Origin of the sequence: Caballeronia insecticola, assembly GCF_000402035.1 — a bacterium.
In the GTDB taxonomy this organism is placed as follows: domain Bacteria; phylum Pseudomonadota; class Gammaproteobacteria; order Burkholderiales; family Burkholderiaceae; genus Caballeronia; species Caballeronia insecticola.
In genome coordinates, this window is record NC_021294.1 from 725,889 (window position 1) to 746,067 (window position 20,179).

Below are 20,179 nucleotides of genomic sequence, written 5' to 3' on the forward strand. Positions count from 1 at the left end.
CCGGGCCGCGAGCCGGGGGTCATCGTATCCGATCGGGAGACAAAATGAGACGAAACACGTCCGGCGTGGCGATCGCGGCGGTGCTGGTGGGCGTCGCCGTGGCGGCCGTGCTGTATATCGCGAGTTTCGGCAAATCGCATCACGCGGAGGCGCCCGTGCCCGCTTCATCCGCGTTGGCCGCAGCGCCGCACACCGCAGCGAGCGAGGCTGTCTTCGGCGTCGCGCCGGCTGAAGCGCAGGCGGCGCCGGGCGAACGAACCGTCGCCCGTTAATTCACGCTGTCCAGCGTTTGTCCCGGCGCATGTTTCTGTCGCCGGCGACAGGAATATGACTTGCTGCCCGATGCATTGCGCCTTTCGAGGCTGTCGGAGCACATCTCAATGGGACACCATCCCCGCAGGGTTTCACCGGCCGCGCTGCCAATCGACGGGCGCGGCATGATCGGCAACATGAAGACGACGGCGCTCGTGTCGCTGTGTGGCGCGATCGACTTCATGTGCTATCCGCGCATCGATTCGCCCACGCTTTTTGCCGCGCTGCTCGACGGCGAACGCGGCGGTGCTTTTTCGATCACGCCGCGCGAGCCGAACGCCAACGTCAAGCAGATGTATCTGCCGGAAACGAACGTGCTGCTCACGCGCTTCATGACGCGCGACGGCGTGTGCGAGCTGCTGGACCTGATGCCGGTCGCACCGGTCGCCACGGCCAGCACCGTCACCGATGCCGTGCCGAACTGCGTGCTGCGCATCGTGCGGCTCGTGTATGGCCGTATGACGCTCGACGTGCGCTGCGATCCGCGCTTCGACTTCGCGCGCGCAACGCATACGGCGCGCGCGGTGGAAGAGGGCGTCGAGTTCGTTTGCGCCGATGGCTCGCCGCCCGTGCGGCTGCTCGCGAACGTGCCGCTTTCGATCGAAGAACACGGCGCGCGCGCCACGCTCGAATTCGAGGAAGGCGATTGCGCGTGCTTCGCATTCGGCGCGGCCGAAGGGCTCGCGGAACACGCCGCGAATCACGATGCCGTGCTCGCCGGAACGATCGATTTCTGGAAGGAGTGGTCGTCGCGCTCGACGTATCGCGGACGTTATCGCGAAGTCGTGTTGCGCTCGGCGCTCACGCTGAAACTACTGAGCTCGGAGGAATTCGGCGCGATCGTCGCCGCGCCGACGTTCGGCTTGCCCGAGGCGCAAGATGGTGCGCGTCGCTGGGACTATCGCTTCACGTGGATACGCGACGCCGCATTTTCCGTGTACGCGCTCTTGCGCCTCGGCTACACGGGCGAGGCCGAACGCTTCATGAAATGGATCGCCGAGCGCAGCCGCGATTGCAGCACGCATGGGCAACTGCGCGTGATGTACGCGGTCGACGGCGAGGACGCGCTCGCCGAAACGGTGCTCGAAAGCCTTGTCGGCGAGACGCCTGGGCGCGTTGTCATCGGCAATGAGGCGCGCGATCAGATCCAGCTCGATGTCTACGGCGCGTTGCTCGATTCCGTCTATCTCTACAACAAGTACGGCGCCGCGATCTCTTACGATGGCTGGCGCCACGTGACGCGCACGGTCGATTATGTCGTCGAACACTGGCGCGATCCGGACAACGGCATCTGGGAATTCCGCAACGGCATTCGGCCGCTGCTGCATTCGCGTCTGATGTGCTGGGTGACGGTGGATCGCGCGCTGCGTCTCGCGGAAAAGCGCTCGCTGCCCGCGCCGCTCGCGAGCTGGTTCAAGACGCGCGACGAGATTCATCGCGACATTCACGAACAGTTCTGGAACGACGATCTGCAGAGCTTCGTGCAGACGCCGGGCTCGACGACGCTCGACGCCTCCACGCTGATGATGCCGCTCGTGCGCTTCATCGGACCGAAGGATCCGCGCTGGATCGGCACGCTCGATGCGATCGGGCGCGGTCTGCGCGTCGATCCGCTGATTTTCCGCTACACGCGCGGCTCGACGCTCGACGGCCTGCCGGGCACGGAAGGCGGCTTCTCCGCGTGCTCGTTCTGGTATGCGGAAGCGCTCGCGCGCGCGGGACGTGTCGACGAAGGGCGGCTCGTCTTCGAGAAGATGCTCGCGTATGCCAATCACGTCGGGCTCTTTTCCGAGGAAGTGGCGACGAGCGGCGAAGCTTTGGGCAATTTTCCGCAGGCGCTGACGCATCTTGCGCTCATCAGCGCGGCCTTTCAGCTCGACCGGAATCTGGATCGCGTGCACGTTCCGTGGACTTGAACGGCGAGCGTGCGTCATCGTGACGCTGTATCCTTTCTGCTCACTTCGCCCGTGAACGGAGGATCGGCGCATGAACGGCAAGACGGTCATGACGTGCATCGACGCGGCGCATGCGTCGCTCAAGGAACATGCAGACGAAATCGCGTCGCTCGATCAGGCGATCGGCGACGGCGATCACATCATCAACCTGTTGCGCGGCATGGATGCGCTCGTCGCGATGCGCGCGCAGATCGAAGCCGAAGCATTCGCGCCCGCGCTCAAACTCGCGGCGACGAAGGTGCTGTCGACGGTCGGCGGATCGTCCGGGCCGCTCTTTTTTTCGATGCTGACAGGCATGGCGAAAGCCGCTCCTCCCGATGCCGACGATGACGGCGTGCCCGGCTTCGCGCGTGCGTTCGCCGCGGGCGTCGATGCGGTCGGGCAGCGCGGCAAGACCGGCACCGGCAGCAAGACGATGATGGACGTGCTCATTCCCGTCGCCCAACGATTCTCCGCATTGGCCGAGGCGGGCGCGTCCAGAGACGATGTGCTCGCGGAACTGCCGCGCGTCGCCGAGGAAGCGATGCTCGCGACGCGCGACATGCTCGCCACGAAGGGTCGCGCATCGTTTCTCGGCGAGCGCTCGCGCGGTCATATCGACCCGGGCGCGCGCTCCAGCCAGCTCATGATCGCGGCGGTTTGCGCGTGCCTCGCGCACGACGCCGCCTGACTATACAAGGAGACGGGCACATGAAGAAGTTCATCAATCGCGTGGACGATTATCTGACCGAGAGCCTTGCGGGCTTCGCCGCCGCGCATGCGGATCTCGTCACGGTCAGTTTCGATCCGGTGTATATCGTGCGCAAGTCGCTCAAGCCGGGCAAGGTCGCGATCATTTCGGGCGGCGGCGCGGGACATGAGCCGCTGCATGGCGGCTTCGTCGGATTCGGCATGCTCGACGCCGCGTGTCCCGGCCAGGTGTTCACATCGCCGACGCCCGACCAGATGCTGGCCGCCGCGCAGGCCGCCGACACCGGCGCGGGCGTGCTGTTCATCGTGAAAAACTATTCGGGCGATCTGATGAACTTCGAGATGGCATCCGAGCTTTGCGAGATGCCGAACGCGACGGTGCTCGTGAATGACGATGTCGCCGTTGAGAACTCCAGCTTCACGACGGGACGCCGCGGTGTGGCGGGCACGGTGATCGTCGAGAAGCTGCTTGGCAGTTTGGCGGAAAGCGGCGCGGATCTGCAGGCGTGTCGCGCGTTCGGCGAACGCGTGGCGGCACGCATTGCGTCGATGGGCGTGGCGTTTTCGAGTTGCACGGTGCCGGCCGCGGGCAGGGCGACCTTCACGCTCGGCGACGACGAGATCGAGATCGGCGTGGGCATTCACGGCGAACCGGGACGCAGACGCGCGAAGTTCGAGACGGCGAACGCCATCGCCGATGAACTGCTCACCGCGATCGTCGATGACCTCAAACCCGCCGCCGATGCGCGGTTGCTCGTGCTGGTCAACGGGCTCGGCGGCACGCCGCTGTCCGAGCTTTATTTGCTGTATGCGTCGGTGCGGACGTGGCTGGATGCGCGCGGGTTGAGCGTTGCGCGGTCGCAAGTGGGCGCGCTGACGACGTCGCTGGAAATGGCGGGCGCGTCGATCACACTCTGCATACTCGACGATGAGATGACGCGGCACTGGGATAGTCCCGTGCATACGGCGGGGTTGCGTTGGGGGATGTGAGCGTGGGGATGGCGGTTGTGTGAGGTGGTGAGGCGGCGGTTGCCGTGAAAGTGCGCACCGCATAGCTTGAGCGACGTCGAGCTTCGCATGCGCAAAACCGGACCTGTCAGAAGTCTTGTGCGCTGAGGCCGGTTAAAGAACCTCAATCGATGGCGGAGTTAAAGCGCTTGATCCGCACATGTTCAGATGTTGCTATCCAGGTTTTGCGACCGCTGCAGATTCATGGTCGCAACGTGAGCTGAAACGGAGGACGCTCAGTAATCGTTGTTGATCCGATCCCACGTCTGCCGTGCGGCACGGAATCCTATTTCCTCAATCTTGAGCCAAGGCGTGGCTCGAGAGTAGCTATGAAACGGGGTGAAGCAGGGCAATGCGGACGAACTACAACCTTTCAGAGAAACCTCATTGCATTGCGATTTCACCCTGTGCATTCTCTTCTTCTCGGAAAAACAATAAGTTAACCGAACTAAAACTATTCATACGAGAGAAGAAGAAACGATGGCTATTCCGGCTTACATGTGGCTCAAGGACGACGGTGGTTCAGCCATTAAGGGCAGCGTTACGGTGCAGGGGCGCGAGGGGAGTATCGAGATCATCGGCTTCGGTCACGGACTAACGCTTCCGGTCGATAGCGGCGCTGGCAAGATTGCCGGCACACGGATTCACGCTCCGATGGCCATCGAAAAAGAGTTCGATGCTGCCACCCCGTATCTCTACAAAGCTGTTGCGAAGGGCCAGACGCTTGAGAGTGCCGAAATCAAGTTCTACCGCATCAACGACGGCGGCAAAGAGGAAGTCTACTTCAAGATTCTGCTCGAAGGAGTCAAGGTTGCGGGTGTCAACCCCGGCTTCGCCAACACGAAGATCGCAAGCATGAGCCAGTTGAATCACATGGAATCAGTGTCGCTCATGTATGACAACATCACTTGGCACTACCTGGACGGCAATATCAAGTTCTCCGACGCGTGGACAGAACGATAAGCGTAGGGGGAACGAGATGGCTTTGCAGGGCAAATTCGTGGTCGACAATGCGCCGATGGAGATTTTGGCAATGTCGGGCGTCGGGTCATTTCCCGCATTTTCTGGCGACGATATTTATCGAAACCGGGGCGGCTGCATCGCAGTCGTTGGCAAAGGGCCAATTCCAGCCGGCAAATACTGGATCGTGCCGCGGCCCGAAGGTGGCATTGGCTCACAACTTCAGGCGAAAGGCAAAGACCTGTTTAACGCCTTTCGAGGGCGGCCATCACATCATGACGAATGGTTCGCGCTCTATCGGGACGATGGTTTAATCGACGACTGGACTTGGATTAACGGGGTCAAGCGCGGCAATTTCCGTTTGCATCCTGTCGGGGGCGGTGGCGTGTCGTTCGGCTGCATCACAATGCAAAGCATGGCCGACTTTCAGCGGTTACGCCATGCGCTTTTGCAGACGAGCACCGTGCCGGCGGGTAACGCTGGCATTGCCGCATACGGTTGGATTGAGGTGATCACCATTGGCAACACTTGCCCGTAGACTGCTAAAACTCACGCTCTTCGTAGGAATTCTGCTGTTTGTTATGCGGTTCGCTCATGTTGTTCCGTATCCACTAACGGTTGAGCAGCAGCACGTGCTCATTACATTCGCCGACCGTCTACATGTCGAGGACTATGAGGCGCTCTACATGATCGTGTCGACAATTGTCGATGTGATTGTGACCGCCGTAACTTACAGCGTGATCATGAAGCTTTGGGCACGCCGTCATACGTCATCTCGATGAGGTTCGGAAAGAGCGCGCCGCAGCGCTTCGACACGAACAGTCGCGCGCTTGCCACCGGCTGAAAACCCGACATTTCTAACGAGCCCAAACCGGACATTACAACTTAGCCACTACAAACAAAAAGTTCGCTAATTTATCTTATGTCAAATTGAGTACGCAGCCCACCCACTTCAAACCTGCGCGACCTTCAGCCCACCACTATCGATCCCACTAGCCCCAATCCAAGCCTCAAGACCTGAACGATTCCTCCATCCTATCCCCGAGGCACGCAATCGCGCGGCTGAGATTCCCGAGTTGAGGTGCGTGCAACAGCCACACATCGAGTCGAGGCGCGAAGCGTGCGACCTTCACGACTTCGAGCCGCCGCTGCCAAACACTGTGAGTCAGCACACTTCGCGGAACCAGACCCAATCCCAGGCCGGACGCAATGAGTTGCAGTTGCATTTCGCTGCCGTGCGTATCCGCCTTGACGCGCAAGGCGTAGCCGGCCGCTTCGATCGCGTGCTGTAGAGCCGCCCGATAACCGCATCCTTCCGGGTTCAGGATCCACCCTCCGTCCGCGATGGCAGCAAGCGTCGCGCGACTCGAAACCAGCGGGCGCCTCTTGCTTTGCACGACGACAAGTTCCATGGTCGAGACATGTCGGCGCACGTAATCGTCGGCGGGCTGCCTACCCTTCGGGCTCAGAATGGCGGCGACATCCAGTTCACCCGCATCGAGCAGACGAAGCAGGCCGGGACTCCAGTCCGACTTGAGTGTCACGTCGAGCGCCGGAAATGCATCCCCAAGCGTTGTCAGCGCATCGAACAAGACGATGTCGGCAATACCCTGCGGCAGACCAAAACGCAGCTTTCCCGAAGGATCCCCGTCTTCCCGCGTGACATTCATCAGCCGGTCGAAGGCAGCAAGCAAGGGAACCGCATGCTCACGAATACGATGCGCAAGCGCCGTTGCGCGCGGAGGTTTCGAATTGCGGTCGAGCAGTAGCGCGCCGAGCACATCTTCCAGCCGCTGGATGCGCTTCGATACCGCCGACTGTGTCACGCATAATTTTTGTGCGGCACGCGTCAGGGACGCTTCGTCGACCACCATCACGAAAGACTTCAGTTCTTCGATCATTATTCCATTCCGTCATTCAAAGCAGTCTGAATATTCGCTTTTGGAAAGCATCGATCAAGTCTAGCCTAGTGGGTGTTATCACGCACGCCCGCTTTGAGGCCACTATGCCACTCGTCCGAATCGACCTTTCGAAATCCGCGTCACCCGCCGTCGCTCAGGCTGTCAGCGACACCGTCTACGAGGCGATGACTTCGATCGCCGGCGTCCCCGCCAACGACAAGTTTCAGATCGTCACTCGCCATGATGTTGACGAACTCGTCTATCCGGCCGATGGCTATCTCGGCATCTCCTACTCTCCGTCGATCGTTTTCATCCAGATCACCTGGAATAGCGGCCGTTCGGTCGATGTCAAGAAGGCTTTTTACGCCGCCGTGGCCGACGGCATTTCGTCAAAGACGGGGCTGCGAAAAGAAGACGTCTGGATCAACCTGGTCGAGGTCGCGCGGGAGAATTGGTCGTTCGGTAACGGGGAAATGCAATACGCGCCTGTCGATTAACCCCGCCTCGGCAACGGCACAGAAGCGCGCCAAGCCGGCTGAAAAAAATACATCGGCACGGAGGAAGACATGAAGCCACTGGAGCAACTGACCTATCATTCGGTCGAGTTACAAGCCGTGCTCATCCCGTTGAAGCGGCCAATCGTGTCGAAGGTCGGAAGCTTTTCGGACTGGCCAGTCGTCGCCATCACGCTCAGGACAAACGAGGGCATAAGCGGATGCAGCTATCTCGAACCGTATCTCGCTCATTCGATGAAGTACATCGTATCGATCATAAGCGACCTGGCGGCCGATAAAAAAGGCCAGCGCCTCGCGCCTTTGTCCGATTTTCAGAGCGGGCGCAAGTCTTTAAGTCTGGTCGGTCTCGAAGGTCTTGCAATGATCGCCATCGCAGGCCTGGACATGGCGGCCTGGGACGCGTTGTCGAAAGCCGCGAATCTCCCGCTGGCGCGATTGCTGGGCGGAGACATCGGCACCGTGCCCGCTTATAACAGCAACGCGTTGTGGCTCACCGATACCGCCAAGCTCGCCGACGAGGCGCTCGCTCTGGTCGCGGAAGGAGGCTTTGGGGCGATCAAGCTCCGGCTCGGGCGCGATCGATTGCAGCAGGATATCGACGCTATCGAAGCGGTTCGCCATGCCGTGGGCGGCGACATCAAACTCATGGTCGATTTCAATCAAGGCATGCGTTTCGGCGATGCGGTGCGCCGCTGCCATGCACTGGACGACTTCGGGCTCTACTGGTTCGAAGAGCCTATCGCCTACGACAACATCGACGGCTACTCGGATCTGGCGGCCAGGCTTAAGACCCCGCTCTGCCTTGGCGAGAACTTCTACGGACCGCGCGCGCTGTCGCGTGCCGTCATGGCAAAGACAGGAACCTTCATGATGCCGGACATGATGCGCATCGGCGGCGTATCGGGCTGGCTTCGCTCGGTGCCGATTGCAGGCGCACTGGGCATCGACGTGTCGAGTCATCTGTATCCCGAGGTTTCTGCGCACCTTCTACGGGTTACCGAGACAGGTCACTGGCTCGAATGGCAGGACTGGGTCGACCCGATCCTGGAGGAGCCGTTTCCCGTCAAAGACGGCCTGATCGAGATTCCAGATCGACCAGGCACGGGGTTCGACTTCGATAAGGAGGCGCTCTCGCGTTTTGCTTTGGGCTGAACAGAGCCCGGCGATATTTCCGCGGGCAGCCTCAATGCATCTTGCCGCCCTACATGTTGAGGCGCGCCGATGAGCGGCCTCTACTGTGCCGTCCATCCTCCGTCGATACGCAAACTCGTTCCGGTGATCATCGCGGCGGCAGGCGATGCGAGATACAACACCGCCGCCGCGACGTGATCGCTCGAGAGCAGACGGCCCATCGGTATCCGGTCGAATACCCAGCTCTTGAATTGTTCGTTCTCGAAGAACGGCTGTGTCATCGGTGTATCGACGAATGTCGGTGCTACCGTGTTCACGCGTATTCTGGGCGCGAGTTCGACAGCGGCTGCTTTCGTCAGACCTTCCATCGCATGCTTCGTCATGCAATACACCGATCGATCAGGCGCGCCCACATGCCCCATCTGCGACGAAATGTTGATGATGACGCGGTCGTCGGTCGCTTCGCCTTCGAGCATCTTACGAACGGCCGCTCGTGTCGCCAGGAATGTCGCTCGGATGTTCAGGTTGATCACGAAGTCCAGATCCCGAGTCGTGACGTCCGCGAGCCGCGCGGGGATGTTGGTGCCCGCGTTGTTCACAAGGATGTCCAGCCTGGGAAGATCGTCAAACGCCCGCTCCAGTTGATCGTCTTTAAGGAGGTCGCATACGACAGGCGTGCACGCCCCACCGTTCCTATGGATGCGAGCGGCGACATCATCGAGTTTTCCTGCATCCTTGCTGAGCAGATAGACGTGTGCGCCGGATTGCGCGAGCAAGGAAGCGATGTCCGCGCCAAGGCCACGTCCCGCGCCGGTCACGACAGCGCACTTCCCTTCCAGGTTGAAGAGTCCGTTAAACATGTGTCCCTCAGGTATTCAACTTCGGTTGATCGATTGTTAAGCGGCGCGCATCCATATCCCTCGCAGAGTTGGGCGATGCGTTCGGTCAGCCTTCATGCGTCGTGCCGGCCGGAATCAAGGTCGCCGCTGACGGCGCTCGGCGCTCATGAGCGACCCTCGCGAACAATGCACACACCAGCGTGATGCTCGCCGCGATCATCGCGAAGATAGCCACGGGCGTGTAGTCGCCGTATTTGGCAAGCAGCGCCGTGGCGATCAGCGGCGTCGGCGCGCCGGCGAGCAACGCACCGAGCTGGAAGCCGATCGTCACCCCGCTATAGCGGACTTCGGGGCTAAACATTTCCGCGAACCACGCGGCCATCGGCGAGAACACGGCCGCATGTGCGATCGTGATCACCATGATCTCGGCAAGCAGGATCATCGTAGGATTCCCGGTTCCTACCATGTGGAAGAAAGGGAACGGCGCTACCACGGCAATGAGTGCGCCGAAAATCACCACCTGCTTTCGGCCGAACCTGTCCGATAGCGCACCGAAGAGAGGATTCGTCAGCAGTTCCAGCGCGGCGGCGATCAGAATGGAGACCAGCACTGTTTTTCGCGGCAGGCCGAGATGGCTCGTCATGTACGTCAGGCCGAAAGTCGTAAATACGTAGTACAGAATATTGTCGGCAAAGCGAAGTCCGGCGGACATCAAAATCGCCCTCGGAAATTTGCGAATCGCCTCGACGATCGGGAGCTTGACGGTCGAGTCCGTGTCGAGCACTTTCCTGAACGCGGGCGGCTCTTCGATGCGGAGTCGGATGACGAGACCAACCGCGACGAGAACCGCACTGAACAAAAACGGAATGCGCCAGCCCCACGCAAGAAACTCCGCTTCGGGCAAACGACTCGCCAACTCCATCCCGCCCACTGCCATACACAGGCCTGCGGGAAGCCCCATCTGCGGAAAGCTGCCATAAAGGCCGCGTCGGTTCGGTTTGGCATGCTCGACCGCGATCAGTGCTGCTCCGCCCCACTCTCCGCCCACGGCCAGTCCCTGCACGATGCGCAGCAGTATCAGCGCGACCGGCGCCGCAAGTCCGATACTGTTGTACGACGGCACGAGACCGATCAGTGTGGTCGACACTCCCATTGCCAGCAGCGTGGTCACCAGCACGAACTTGCGCCCGACGCGGTCGCCGAGATGGCCTGCGACAATGCCGCCGAAAGGTCGCGCGACGAAGCCCACGGCAAACGTGCCGAACGACAGAAGCGTCCCCGTCAACGGATCTCCACCGGGGAAATACAACTTGCCAAAAACAAGTGCCGAGGTGATTCCGTAGAGAAAGAAGTCGAACCACTCAATGGCACTTCCCATGAAACTGGCGATGGCAATCGTCACCATCTTCGGTGACGAACGCGTTGTCGCAGTCGAGTGCTTAGTATTCAAACCCGTCTCCTGATGCATAGGTATGCAAATATGTATGAACCGACTGACTATCCACGTCCCGCGTCAGCGATCACGCGTAAGGAGGATCGGGCAACTGCCGGCCGCCCCGAATGATGAACTTGGGATTGAATTCGAGCAGGCCGGTCTCGATACGATCTTCCGAAATACCCGCATAGTCACTGAAAATAGCGCTCACTTTCTTGACCAGCGTGAGCTTCGCGTCGTCAGATCGACCGGCGCGGATGTTGCACATGATGAGCGTGTCGGCGCCCGGCTCTCCACCCACGTAACTGCTTTCGGAAGCAAGATCGTTAAAGACGACGCTGATGATTTCGAGCGGGGATTTGATGGTCTCGTTCACGGCGATGGTGATCGCTTTGGCGATCTTCCGTTTGATGTCGACGTCCAGTCCAGCGCGCGTGTTGCAAACGATGATGGGCATTTCGGGAACTCCTTAAAAGCTAGTTGGGGCTGCGGTAGCGATCGCCGGATCGATGCCCGCGCAATGAATCTGTTGCATATGCATCTATATGGGCGCAGCGTATCCGAACGAAGCCGACGCGAAACGATGTTCATGTCCCGCCTCAGGTCCACAGCGTCGGTCTAAAACAGATGCATCTACAACCGATGTATATGCAACAGTCTAGTAAGAATCGATGCCTCTTCAACCTAGTGCGAACCCGTAGCGACCTCTGTCTCCGGAAAGCCTGTGCCGTCTCTCGTCAGGAAGTGCTACGATAGTTGCATATACACTGATCATTCTTTCGAAAAGGATCGTCGATGTTCACCGAATGCTATTGCACCCAGTTCAGGCGCTCCGCGAATGCCCTGACGAGCATTTACGACGAGGCTTTGCGCCCGGTGGGCCTGAAAATCACACAGCACACCCTGCTCCGCGGCCTCGATAGACTCGGCTCGGCAACCTACAACGAGATCGCAGCCGAGTTGTCGCTCGACAAGACGACTATCTCGCGCAACATCAAATTACTCATCGATGCGGGATGGGTTGAAGTCTCCAGCGACGACGATGCGCGTTACAAACTCGCGAAGCTCAGCCTTGCCGGTAAGCGCGTTTTGAAAGAGGCGGAGCCGCACTGGCGCGCGGCGCAAAATCAGGTCGAGAAGGAACTCAAGAAGTACCTCAAGGGGCCGGCCCGGAATGTGCTCCTCGAGGCACTCGAGACGCTGCAGAATGTGGGTGGTGAACGCTAGACGGTCCGCCGCCGCATTTTCAAGTTTCCTGGATCTGATGTACCGCTTGCCGCAATTCGTCGGCCAACGGAACAGGCTTTCGCGTAACACGGTCGACGTAGGCGTGAACGAAAGTGCCATGCGCGAACGACTGATCACGGTCGTTTATGAAGAGGCTCAGCTCGTATGTCACGCTGGTCGTCCCTACTCTGCTCACGCACAATCCGCAGGTGACGAGGTCCGGGAAAACGACCTCGTCGAAATACTCGCAACTCGTGCGTACGACCAGGCCGACAGCATCGCCGCGAATCGGGTCGAGAAGACCGCGATCGATGAGCCATCCATTCACTGCGGTATCGAACCAGGTGTAATGAACGGCATTGTTCACATGCCCGTAGATGTCGATGTCTTTCCACTGGGTGTTGACCTGGCAAAACCAGTGAAAGTCGCTTCGAGGCCGCGGCCTGGTCCGTGTCATGAGCGTCACCTCGGCGGCAATTACGCAGGGACGGCCGTACCGTACGGCACATCACGATTGCCGAAGCGGCGCACGCGGATGTTGGCTTGCTCGCCGTGCGCGATCATGCCTTCGATCGCGCACAGCCGCGAGCAGTACGAGCCAATCAGCGCGCTTGCTTCATCCGTCAGCACCTTTTGATACGTGCAAGTCTTGATGAACTTGCCGACCCACAGACCGCCGGTATAGCGCGCGGCCTTGCCCGTCGGCAACGTGTGATTCGTGCCGATAACCTTGTCGCCATAAGCGACATTGGTGCGGGCGCCGAGAAACAGCGCACCGTAATTCTTCATGTTCTTCAGGAAGTAATCCGGGTCACGCGTCATCACCTGAACGTGCTCGGACGCGATGCGATCGGCCACCGAAACCATCTCTTCGAGCGTGTCCGCCACGATCACTTCGCCATAGTCGCGCCACGAAACCCCTGCCGTGTTGGCGGTCGGCAGAATCTCGAGCAGGCGTTCGACCTCGGCGATGGTGTCCTTCGCCAACTGCATCGAGTTCGTCAGAAGAACGGCCGGTGTGTTGAAGCCATGCTCCGCCTGACCCAGAAGGTCCGTCGCACACAGTTCCGCATCGACGCTGTCGTCGGCGATCACCAGCGTCTCGGACGGCCCCGCGATCAGGTCGATGCCAATGCGGCCGAACAATTGACGCTTCGCTTCCGCGACATACGCATTGCCCGGCCCAACCACCATCGCGACCGGATCGATGGTTTGCGTGCCGAGCGCCATCGCCGCGATCGCCTGAACGCCGCCGAACGTGTAGATCTCGTCGGCGCCACCGAGGTGCATGGCTGCAACCACAGCGGGATTCGGCTTGCCACCGACCGGCGGCGATGCCGTGATGATGCGCGCAACGCCCGCCACCTTCGCCGTCACGACGCCCATGTGTGCCGATGCAACCAGGGGAAACTTGCCGCCGGGGACGTAGCACGCCACGCTGTCGACCGGCATGTTCTTGTGACCCAGCACCACGCCCGGCAGCGTTTCGATTTCGACATCGCGAATCGACTCGCGTTGTGCCTGAGCGAAGTTGCGCACCTGAGCCTGCGCGAACTTGATGTCTTCGAGTTGGCCCGGAGACAGCGTGCGAATGCAGCTCGCAATCTCGTCCTCCGACAGCCGGAAACGCTCGGGCGACCAGTTGTCGAATTTCGCCGAGAGTTCGGCGACTGCCGCGTCACCGCGCGACGCGACATCGGCGAGGATGCCCGTGACCACATCACGAACTTTTGCCGCGTCCTGCGAAGACGCTTCCGCGCTGCGCCCATGCTTCAAGTACTGGATTGCCATTTGCGTTTCCCTTTGCGAAGTGATGCAGAAGCAGCGTGCGCCGATGGTTGAGAAGGCTGGCTGCATTGATGCAAATGTAGCGCAACTTTTTATGCAAATTTTGCGCAAATGCTCGATACTTTCCCTAGACGCCTGCAATTCAGCGGTAAGACGAGATCGCATCACAACGGATCAATGCAAATTTATGCAAACCAGAATTGGTAAAGGCGGCCGCGAAAAGGCCTCGAAAGTCCGGCTCGAAGATGTTGCCGAGCGCCTCGGCATATCGGTATCCACGGTCTCACGATCATTGACGGGTCACCCCGCCATCAGCAGCGAAACCCGTGGCGCCGTGCAGGCCGTTGCGGCTGAGATGGGCTACCGAATGCCGTCACAGGGTCGATCCACGCGCAAGTCGGCGACGAAGCTGATCGGCGTGGTCGTCGGTGCGCTGCATAACCGGTTCATGACCTTGTTGCTGACGCATCTTCATGACGCCCTGCAGGAGTTCGACTATCAGATCACCTTGATGATCGATCCGATGAACGACTCGAACAATCTGCTGGCTTTTCGGCCCTTGATAGATGGCTATCTCGACGGGATGATCTTTGCGACCGCGACGCTCGACTCACCCGTAGTGGCAGAGATGCAGAGACGCGGCATTCCCCTGGTGCTCGTCGTCCGGTCCGTGGATGACGTGAAGGTCGACACGGTCGAGGTCGACAACGTTCACGCCGGCGCCCTCGCGGTCGAGCATCTGCATCAACTGGGGCATCGCAGGATCGGGCTGGTCATGGGTTCGCAAAACACATCGACCAGCAGAGACCGTGTCAAAGGCGCCTTGCAGTGGCTCGCAGGCGCGGGCATACCATCGACATCGGTGCCGTTGATCTATTGTGATTACACCAGCGAGGCCGGATATTCCTGCGCCATCGCGATGCTGAGCGAGGAAAACCGAGTCACGGGCATCGTCGCCGGGAACGACACGATTGCACTCGGTGTGCTCGAAGCGGCAAAACGGCAGAACATCGCGGTGCCCCGGCAACTCTCGATCATCGGCTTCGACGACATGCCGCTTGCCGGATCGCCGCTGGTCGCGCTGACCTCGATCCGACAGCCCGTCGAAGCCATGGCGCGCACCGCCGCACGCAGACTCGTCGAGCGCATTCGAGCCGGAGGGATGAGCGCGCCCGTCCACGATGTCCTGCCCATCCAACTGGTCCGTCGCGATACAACAGGACCGTCAGGTTGACTCTGCTGCTCACGGTTGAGCATCGCGTTCATCTGCGACCGATCGAGTTCGCCTTCCCGTTCAACGTTTAAGCAGATTCATGGTGGCCAGGGTTGGCGAAGTTACTCGGCCGCTTCAACATTCGACGCATAACGCGGCGCAGCCTTGGCATTTGCGAACCGGGGCGCCAGCGCGCGACGGTCCGCTTCCCACTTCGTCCACTGGTCGCCGTCATGCAGCGTCGGGATAGTCACCAGTTCGCCCTGGTCGAGCCCTGCGAGCGCGGCATCGACGAGGTCGTCGGCCGTCATCGTGCTCGCCGCTTCCTTTTGCTTCGCATAGCCCGCCACGTCCCAGAACTCGGTTGCCGTCGCGGCCGGCAGCACGGTCTGCACGCGCACGCCTTTGCCTGCGAGGTCGCGTTGCAGTGCGTGGCCGAAGCTCAGGACATAGGACTTCGACGCGCTATAGACACCGTTGAGCAATTCCACCGCAATGCCCACCACCGAACTGATGTTGATGATGGTGCCCGAGCCCTTCGCGACGAAAGCAGGCGCGGCTGCATAGGTGAGGCGTGTCAGCGCCGTGATGTTGAGGTCGATCATCGATTCCATGACGTCGACGTTGCCATCCAGCACCGACGCAACCGAACCGACGCCCGCGTTGTTCACCAGCATCGTGATACGCGGGTCTTCGCGAAGCAGCGTTTCGATTGTCGCGAGCGCAGCCTTGTCGTTGAGATCCGCGACAACGGTCTCGATCGAGCGGCCCGTTTCTTTCGCGAGGCGGTCCGCGAGCGCATTCAATCGGGACGCGTTGCGCGCCACCAGAATCAGGTCGAAGCCACGCCGCGCGAGGCGGTCCGCGTAGATCGCGCCGATGCCGGCCGATGCGCCCGTGACCAGTGCAAAACCTTTCGTAGAAGCAGTCATGATCGTTCCTTTGAGTGGGTTGAACCAACTGGGTGCCGGTTCATGGAGCGAATTCTGACCTCGACCGCGTTCGACCTCAATGTCATATATGCAATGATTTAAGCCATAGATTTGCCTTGGAATCTGTCCTTTTCGTGCTAACTTCAATGAATCAGGTCATCGAACTCGGAACGTCATGCATACCGTCGGACTTCTCGTTTATCCGAATTTTCAGTCGCTCGCGCTCGCCGTGGCCAGCGTCTTCGAATACGCCAACCTTCTGCGCGACGAAGCGTCGTACCAGTTCAGCATCGTGTCCGAGCACGGCGGGCCGGTCGCGTCGTCGCAGGGGTTTTCGGTTCATAGCGAACCGCTGGCCAAGGAGGGTTACGACACGCTGATCGTCGCGGGCGACAACGAATGCCGCCTGCCTTCGGCGGCGCTCGTCGAATACCTTCGGCAGGCACCGCACCATTCACGACGCATTGCTTCGATCTGCACGGGCGCGTTCGTGCTGGCGGCCGCAGGTCTGCTGGAAGGTAAGCGCGCAACGACGCACTGGTTCCACGCGCGTGCCTTCCAGACGCAATATCCGAAGATCCAACTCGAGGAAGACCGCATCTACGTGGTCGATGGGCAAATGTGGACGTCAGCGGGCATGAGCGCCGGCGTGGATCTCGCGCTTGCAATCGTCGAGAGCGATTTCGGGCTGGAGACTTCGCGCATGGTCGCGCGCAAACTCGTGCTGTACCAACGGCGCGGCGGCGGCCAGTCGCAATTCTCGGCGCTGCTCGAGATGGGAGCACGCTCGGACCGCGTGCAGATGGCGCTCGCCTATGCGAGTGAAAACCTGGCGAGCGATTTGTCGGTCGAGCGGCTGGCCGAAGCGGCACGGCTCAGCCCTCGTCAGTTCAGCCGGGTATTTCGTGAGGAAACGGGGCAATCGCCTGCCAAGGCGGTCGAGCGGCTTCGCGTCGAGGCTGCTCGCCTGATGATGGAGACGACGCGTCATCCGATCGAGGTGGTCGCGCGGGAGACGGGCTTCGGCGACCGTGAACGCATGCGTCAGGCGTTCCTGCGTGCGTTCGGTCAGCCGCCGCAAACCATTCAGCGAGCATCGGGCGTCACGCCGCTGGCGCACTGAGCGCGTTTCGCCGCACGGCCCGCGCTTAGTGCTCGCCGGGTGTCCATTCCGGACTATAGCCACCCAGCGCCGGGTGATACATCTCATCGCCGGAATGCTGAGTGAATTCGACGTTGAGCCTGTCTTCGCGCAGGCCGAGAATGTCGATGCAATGCGCGCAAAGCGCCTTGGCCACGTCCATACGCAACTCGGGCGGTCTGCCCTTCCTGATGTCCAGCATCATCACCGCGACCGGTGTGGGCTCGTCACCGGCTTCGGGAATCCGCCAGACGCCTCCTTCGCCCAACTCTCGAATCGCGACGCTGATACGCCGGATGTCCACCGACATCATCCGCGCGTAGGTCTCGCTCATCTTCAGCGCCAGGTGCCGCTTGTCTTCCACCGAATAGTGGTCGCATACATCCAGTTGCAGGTAGGGCATGGTCGTCACACTCCTCGAAAGCCCCATTTTTTCATCGGACGCGGGGGCGTTCCAATGTCACATGCGCAAGGTTTCCGGACATAAGCGACCGCAGTCTATGCGAGCTTTGGTCGACCTCCGGCTTGAGCTTGCAAAGAATCGACACCGGCAAACGCCGCCCTCCCGCTCTTCTCCTCAAACCGGCACCGGCACTGCCAACGCCACCTTCGCCAGGCTACTGATCGAATCGTAAATCGCCTTCACGACGGCGTTATAGATCTTTTCGATCTCCACCTCCAGCATGCCGATCAGCGTATGCACGAAGCTGCTCGCCATATTCTGCAAACCGATCAGGAAGAAATCGCGTTCGTCGTCGGTGAATTCGTTCTTTTCGATCATGCCCGCAACGAGCGCCGACTGGCGCGCAAGCGAATCGAGTTGTTCTTCCGAGAAGCCCTTGAGCGTCGTCAGGTCCTGGGTCGTGGTGTCTTTCACTGCGGACGAGATGTTCGATACGAAGGTCTTCGCAGTGTTCGTCAGATCGAGTGCCATGACAGATCCTCACTTGGCGTTGCCTTGCCGGTTCAAGAATTGTTCGTAAGCCATGGCCTCGAACAGATAATGCTGCGTCTGACCCCGGTATGCCCGAACCAGATCCGGCGACAGACCCTGCGCGCAATCTTCGTTGCGCATGTTTGCGATCGTGCTCGACGCCTGCATCAACGCGAACGCGCTCGGCACGACATAGCCCTGTCCGTCGAGTCCGCCGGCGGGCATGCTCAGCTTCGGCGCTTGCAGATTGAGCTTCGCGGCGCATTTCGCGCTGTTGCGCGCGGCGATATCCGCGAGCTTCTGCTGATTCTCGGGCGAAACCGGCGGGGGCACCGCCTGCCGGTCCTTCAGATACTGCTCGAGCTTGTTGCGCAAGGCTTCATCCGGTATCGGACGGCTTTGCGCCTGCACCGCGAGCGCATCGAGTTCACCGAGAATCTGATCGTATCGATCGACCCGGCTCGCGAAGGTGTCCGCCCTCGTACCAAGGCTCGTCGACGCATACATGCTCATGACGTCGTTGGTCGACTTGCTGATGCCCGCGACGAGCGCGGGATCGTAGTCCGGCGCGATCTGGATCGTCGTGCACGCCGCGCCCGTCAACATCACGAACGCGGCCGTCGTCAGATAGGCCCGCAGCCGCAGGCCGAGCTTGTTCGACCGATGCATGGTCATGCCTTCGCCTCCTCGGGCTGCGCTTCCGCAGGCTGCGCCTCTTCCGGCTGCGCCTGCAACGCCGCATTCAACGACGCTTCGAGCTTCTGCGCATAGACCTGAATGTCCGCGGCGCGATCTTGTCCGTTGATGATCCTGCGCGCGCCGAGATAGTCGGTGCCGTTATCGTTGATGTACGACTTCAGGCTCTTGCCCGTGAAGATGCCTTCACGCATGCCGACCGACATGATGCGATAAGCCGTCAGCGGATCGAGCACGCGTTCCGGATTCGACACGAGATCGCTGCCCAGCGAGAGCCGCTGTCCGACGCTCAGGTAGTTCCGCTTGCCGGTGATCTGCACGAATCCCCTGCCGCGATACATGAAGCCGTCGCCGACTACCGTGTTGCCGAGCCGCGTCGCTTTGTCCGACACCGGGTCGTATTGCTTGAAGTAATCGGGCTTGCCCCACTCCGTGATCGGTTGCCATGTGTCGCCGCATTCGTGCTTGACCGTGGCGAGCATGTAGGCGACCCAGCGGACATCGTTCACATCGGGATCGAGCTGCACGAAGCCGAGCAAGCGATCAAGCCCGGAAAGTTGCGGCGCGGTCAGCTTCGAAAAAGCGTTTTCATATTCAGAAAAAAAGATCTGATGGTCGAACCACATGGCGGCCTCCAAACTAAGGGTTCACATACATCAATGGGTATTCGCTCACGCTTCGTTTGAGTCGTAATTGGCGAGCGACACGGCACACGTCCGATACTTCGGCCATCGCGAGCGGATGACTCATGAAGATCGGAATCCGAACTAATTAGAGGAATTGATCGACAAGCGGGATTCAAAAGAATATTGGTCGTTGCGCCCGGCGATTTGCCGCCAGAACCGATGTCGAATCGGACGTTTTGCGGGTCATGACAGATCGCTCGCCCCGATGCTGTCGTTCGGAAGCGAGGAAGAGGCGGAAAACGCAGAAAACGCAGATGCAGGAAACGACACGAACAGCGCCGCTGCCCGGAAGACAAAAACGCGTAGATGAGAAATTTTTCGCGAGGGGCTTCCCACAACGCGAAACTATCCCCTATAATGCGCGGCTTCTGTAGGCTCGTAGCTCAGCTGGTTAGAGCACCACCTTGACATGGTGGGGGTCGTTGGTTCGAGTCCAATCGAGCCTACCAACGCATTCAATAAAAAACGCACCATCGTGATTCATATCGCGATGGTGCGTTTTTTATTGACGCGCGCCTTTCAGCAACGCTTCAATTGCGCTTCAATCCCAGCAATTACGGAAGGCCACCGCGACGATCACCGGCACCGTGAGCACGAGCGGAATAGCGAAGTACGGCACTTCCAGATGGACGATCCACGTGTAGATCAGCCATGCCACGCCCAATGCGAGCGTGGCGAGGCCGATAAGCGCCGTCAGCACGTTGAGCATGCGCGGCGACAGTCGTTTGCGGGAGGCTTCTTTGCCCGAAGGAGTTTCCATGGCGGCGAGCGCGTTCGAGCGCGAGACAAATACATTCTGATTTTATACCGCGCGGC

The 20,179-nt window shown here is 60.2% G+C and carries 23 protein-coding genes and 1 tRNA gene; 12 read left to right on the plus strand and 12 right to left on the minus strand.

Annotated elements, in window-relative coordinates; translation table 11 throughout:
- Positions 1-44: 44 nt before the first annotated feature.
- The 6 genes from BRPE64_RS17440 (at position 45) to BRPE64_RS17465 (ending at position 5,463) form a co-directional block, all read left to right on the plus strand.
- On the plus strand, positions 45-272 hold the full coding sequence (locus tag BRPE64_RS17440) for a hypothetical protein (RefSeq protein WP_044042381.1): 228 nt from the start codon (positions 45-47) through the stop codon (positions 270-272).
- A 108-nt stretch (positions 273-380) separates the two neighbouring features.
- Positions 381-2,228 carry a glycoside hydrolase family 15 protein gene (locus BRPE64_RS17445; RefSeq protein WP_044042383.1) on the plus strand — a complete coding sequence of 616 codons (1,848 nt, stop codon included), beginning with the start codon at positions 381-383 and terminating at the stop codon, positions 2,226-2,228.
- Between the two features lie 70 nt (positions 2,229-2,298).
- The gene (dhaL, locus tag BRPE64_RS17450) at positions 2,299-2,937 is read left to right on the plus strand and encodes a dihydroxyacetone kinase subunit DhaL (RefSeq protein WP_016354816.1); all 639 of its coding nucleotides are present in this window, start codon (positions 2,299-2,301) and stop codon (positions 2,935-2,937) included.
- Positions 2,938-2,957: 20 nt separating this feature from the next.
- Positions 2,958-3,947 carry a dihydroxyacetone kinase subunit DhaK gene (dhaK, locus tag BRPE64_RS17455; protein ID WP_016354817.1) on the plus strand — a complete coding sequence of 330 codons (990 nt, stop codon included), beginning with the start codon at positions 2,958-2,960 and terminating at the stop codon, positions 3,945-3,947.
- 498 nt (positions 3,948-4,445) lie between these two features.
- Positions 4,446-4,928, plus strand: coding sequence for an Hcp family type VI secretion system effector (locus BRPE64_RS17460; RefSeq protein ID WP_044042384.1), 483 nt, complete (start codon positions 4,446-4,448; stop codon positions 4,926-4,928).
- A 16-nt stretch (positions 4,929-4,944) separates the two neighbouring features.
- Positions 4,945-5,463 carry a DUF2778 domain-containing protein gene (locus BRPE64_RS17465; protein WP_044042385.1) on the plus strand — a complete coding sequence of 173 codons (519 nt, stop codon included), beginning with the start codon at positions 4,945-4,947 and terminating at the stop codon, positions 5,461-5,463.
- A 472-nt stretch (positions 5,464-5,935) separates the two neighbouring features.
- Here BRPE64_RS17465 and BRPE64_RS17470 read toward each other — a convergent pair whose 3' ends face one another.
- Positions 5,936-6,826, minus strand: coding sequence for a LysR family transcriptional regulator (locus BRPE64_RS17470; protein WP_016354821.1), 891 nt, complete (start codon positions 6,824-6,826; stop codon positions 5,936-5,938).
- A 104-nt stretch (positions 6,827-6,930) separates the two neighbouring features.
- Here BRPE64_RS17470 and BRPE64_RS17475 point away from each other — a divergent pair, with 104 nt between their 5' ends.
- Positions 6,931-7,323 carry a tautomerase family protein gene (locus BRPE64_RS17475; protein ID WP_016354822.1) on the plus strand — a complete coding sequence of 131 codons (393 nt, stop codon included), beginning with the start codon at positions 6,931-6,933 and terminating at the stop codon, positions 7,321-7,323.
- 69 nt (positions 7,324-7,392) lie between these two features.
- On the plus strand, positions 7,393-8,493 hold the full coding sequence (locus BRPE64_RS17480; RefSeq protein ID WP_016354823.1) for an enolase C-terminal domain-like protein: 1,101 nt from the start codon (positions 7,393-7,395) through the stop codon (positions 8,491-8,493).
- Between the two features lie 80 nt (positions 8,494-8,573).
- Here the strand turns inward: BRPE64_RS17480 and BRPE64_RS17485 are convergent, their stop codons facing one another.
- From BRPE64_RS17485 to BRPE64_RS17495, 3 genes are all read right to left on the minus strand, one after another.
- Complete coding sequence (locus BRPE64_RS17485; RefSeq protein ID WP_016354824.1) at positions 8,574-9,332, minus strand: SDR family NAD(P)-dependent oxidoreductase; 759 nt, start codon at positions 9,330-9,332, stop codon at positions 8,574-8,576.
- A gap of 85 nt (positions 9,333-9,417) precedes the next feature.
- Positions 9,418-10,761 (minus strand): MFS transporter, encoded by a 1,344-nt coding sequence (locus BRPE64_RS17490; protein ID WP_232519233.1) that lies wholly within the window; start codon positions 10,759-10,761, stop codon positions 9,418-9,420.
- Positions 10,762-10,831: 70 nt separating this feature from the next.
- Positions 10,832-11,203, minus strand: coding sequence for a tautomerase family protein (locus BRPE64_RS17495; RefSeq protein WP_016354826.1), 372 nt, complete (start codon positions 11,201-11,203; stop codon positions 10,832-10,834).
- Between the two features lie 338 nt (positions 11,204-11,541).
- Here BRPE64_RS17495 and BRPE64_RS17500 point away from each other — a divergent pair, with 338 nt between their 5' ends.
- Positions 11,542-11,973 (plus strand): MarR family winged helix-turn-helix transcriptional regulator, encoded by a 432-nt coding sequence (locus tag BRPE64_RS17500; RefSeq protein WP_016354827.1) that lies wholly within the window; start codon positions 11,542-11,544, stop codon positions 11,971-11,973.
- A gap of 19 nt (positions 11,974-11,992) precedes the next feature.
- Here the strand turns inward: BRPE64_RS17500 and BRPE64_RS17505 are convergent, their stop codons facing one another.
- Together BRPE64_RS17505 and hisD are read right to left on the minus strand one after the other, a co-directional pair.
- Positions 11,993-12,430: an acyl-CoA thioesterase gene (locus tag BRPE64_RS17505; RefSeq protein ID WP_044042387.1), complete on the minus strand. Its 438-nt coding sequence runs from the start codon at positions 12,428-12,430 to the stop codon at positions 11,993-11,995.
- A 20-nt stretch (positions 12,431-12,450) separates the two neighbouring features.
- On the minus strand, positions 12,451-13,764 hold the full coding sequence (gene hisD / locus BRPE64_RS17510) for a histidinol dehydrogenase (RefSeq protein ID WP_016354828.1): 1,314 nt from the start codon (positions 13,762-13,764) through the stop codon (positions 12,451-12,453).
- Between the two features lie 22 nt (positions 13,765-13,786).
- Between hisD and BRPE64_RS17515 the strand changes: the two genes are divergently transcribed.
- Entirely contained in the window at positions 13,787-14,995 is a 1,209-nt protein-coding gene (locus BRPE64_RS17515) for a LacI family DNA-binding transcriptional regulator (RefSeq protein WP_232519234.1), read from the plus strand.
- 101 nt (positions 14,996-15,096) lie between these two features.
- Here BRPE64_RS17515 and BRPE64_RS17520 read toward each other — a convergent pair whose 3' ends face one another.
- Positions 15,097-15,906 (minus strand): SDR family NAD(P)-dependent oxidoreductase, encoded by an 810-nt coding sequence (locus BRPE64_RS17520; protein ID WP_016354830.1) that lies wholly within the window; start codon positions 15,904-15,906, stop codon positions 15,097-15,099.
- Between the two features lie 175 nt (positions 15,907-16,081).
- On the opposite strand from BRPE64_RS17520, the gene BRPE64_RS17525 reads away from it, so the two are divergent.
- Positions 16,082-17,029: a GlxA family transcriptional regulator gene (locus tag BRPE64_RS17525; protein WP_016354831.1), complete on the plus strand. Its 948-nt coding sequence runs from the start codon at positions 16,082-16,084 to the stop codon at positions 17,027-17,029.
- A gap of 25 nt (positions 17,030-17,054) precedes the next feature.
- Here the strand turns inward: BRPE64_RS17525 and BRPE64_RS17530 are convergent, their stop codons facing one another.
- The 4 genes from BRPE64_RS17530 to BRPE64_RS17545 form a co-directional block, all read right to left on the minus strand.
- The gene (locus BRPE64_RS17530) at positions 17,055-17,450 is read right to left on the minus strand and encodes a hypothetical protein (RefSeq protein WP_044042388.1); all 396 of its coding nucleotides are present in this window, start codon (positions 17,448-17,450) and stop codon (positions 17,055-17,057) included.
- Positions 17,451-17,624: 174 nt separating this feature from the next.
- Positions 17,625-17,981, minus strand: a complete 357-nt coding sequence (locus BRPE64_RS17535) for a hypothetical protein (RefSeq protein ID WP_016354833.1) — start codon at positions 17,979-17,981, stop codon at positions 17,625-17,627.
- Between the two features lie 9 nt (positions 17,982-17,990).
- Positions 17,991-18,656 (minus strand): hypothetical protein, encoded by a 666-nt coding sequence (locus BRPE64_RS17540; protein WP_016354834.1) that lies wholly within the window; start codon positions 18,654-18,656, stop codon positions 17,991-17,993.
- The gene (locus tag BRPE64_RS17545; RefSeq protein ID WP_016354835.1) at positions 18,653-19,303 is read right to left on the minus strand and encodes a hypothetical protein; all 651 of its coding nucleotides are present in this window, start codon (positions 19,301-19,303) and stop codon (positions 18,653-18,655) included. Before BRPE64_RS17545 ends, BRPE64_RS17540 begins: the two co-directional genes overlap by 4 nt.
- A 432-nt stretch (positions 19,304-19,735) precedes the next feature.
- On the opposite strand from BRPE64_RS17545, the gene BRPE64_RS17550 reads away from it, so the two are divergent.
- Positions 19,736-19,812: transfer RNA gene (locus tag BRPE64_RS17550), tRNA-Val, on the plus strand.
- A gap of 92 nt (positions 19,813-19,904) precedes the next feature.
- Here the strand turns inward: BRPE64_RS17550 and BRPE64_RS17555 are convergent.
- Complete coding sequence (locus BRPE64_RS17555) at positions 19,905-20,123, minus strand: hypothetical protein (RefSeq protein ID WP_044042389.1); 219 nt, start codon at positions 20,121-20,123, stop codon at positions 19,905-19,907.
- Positions 20,124-20,179 lie beyond the last annotated feature (56 nt).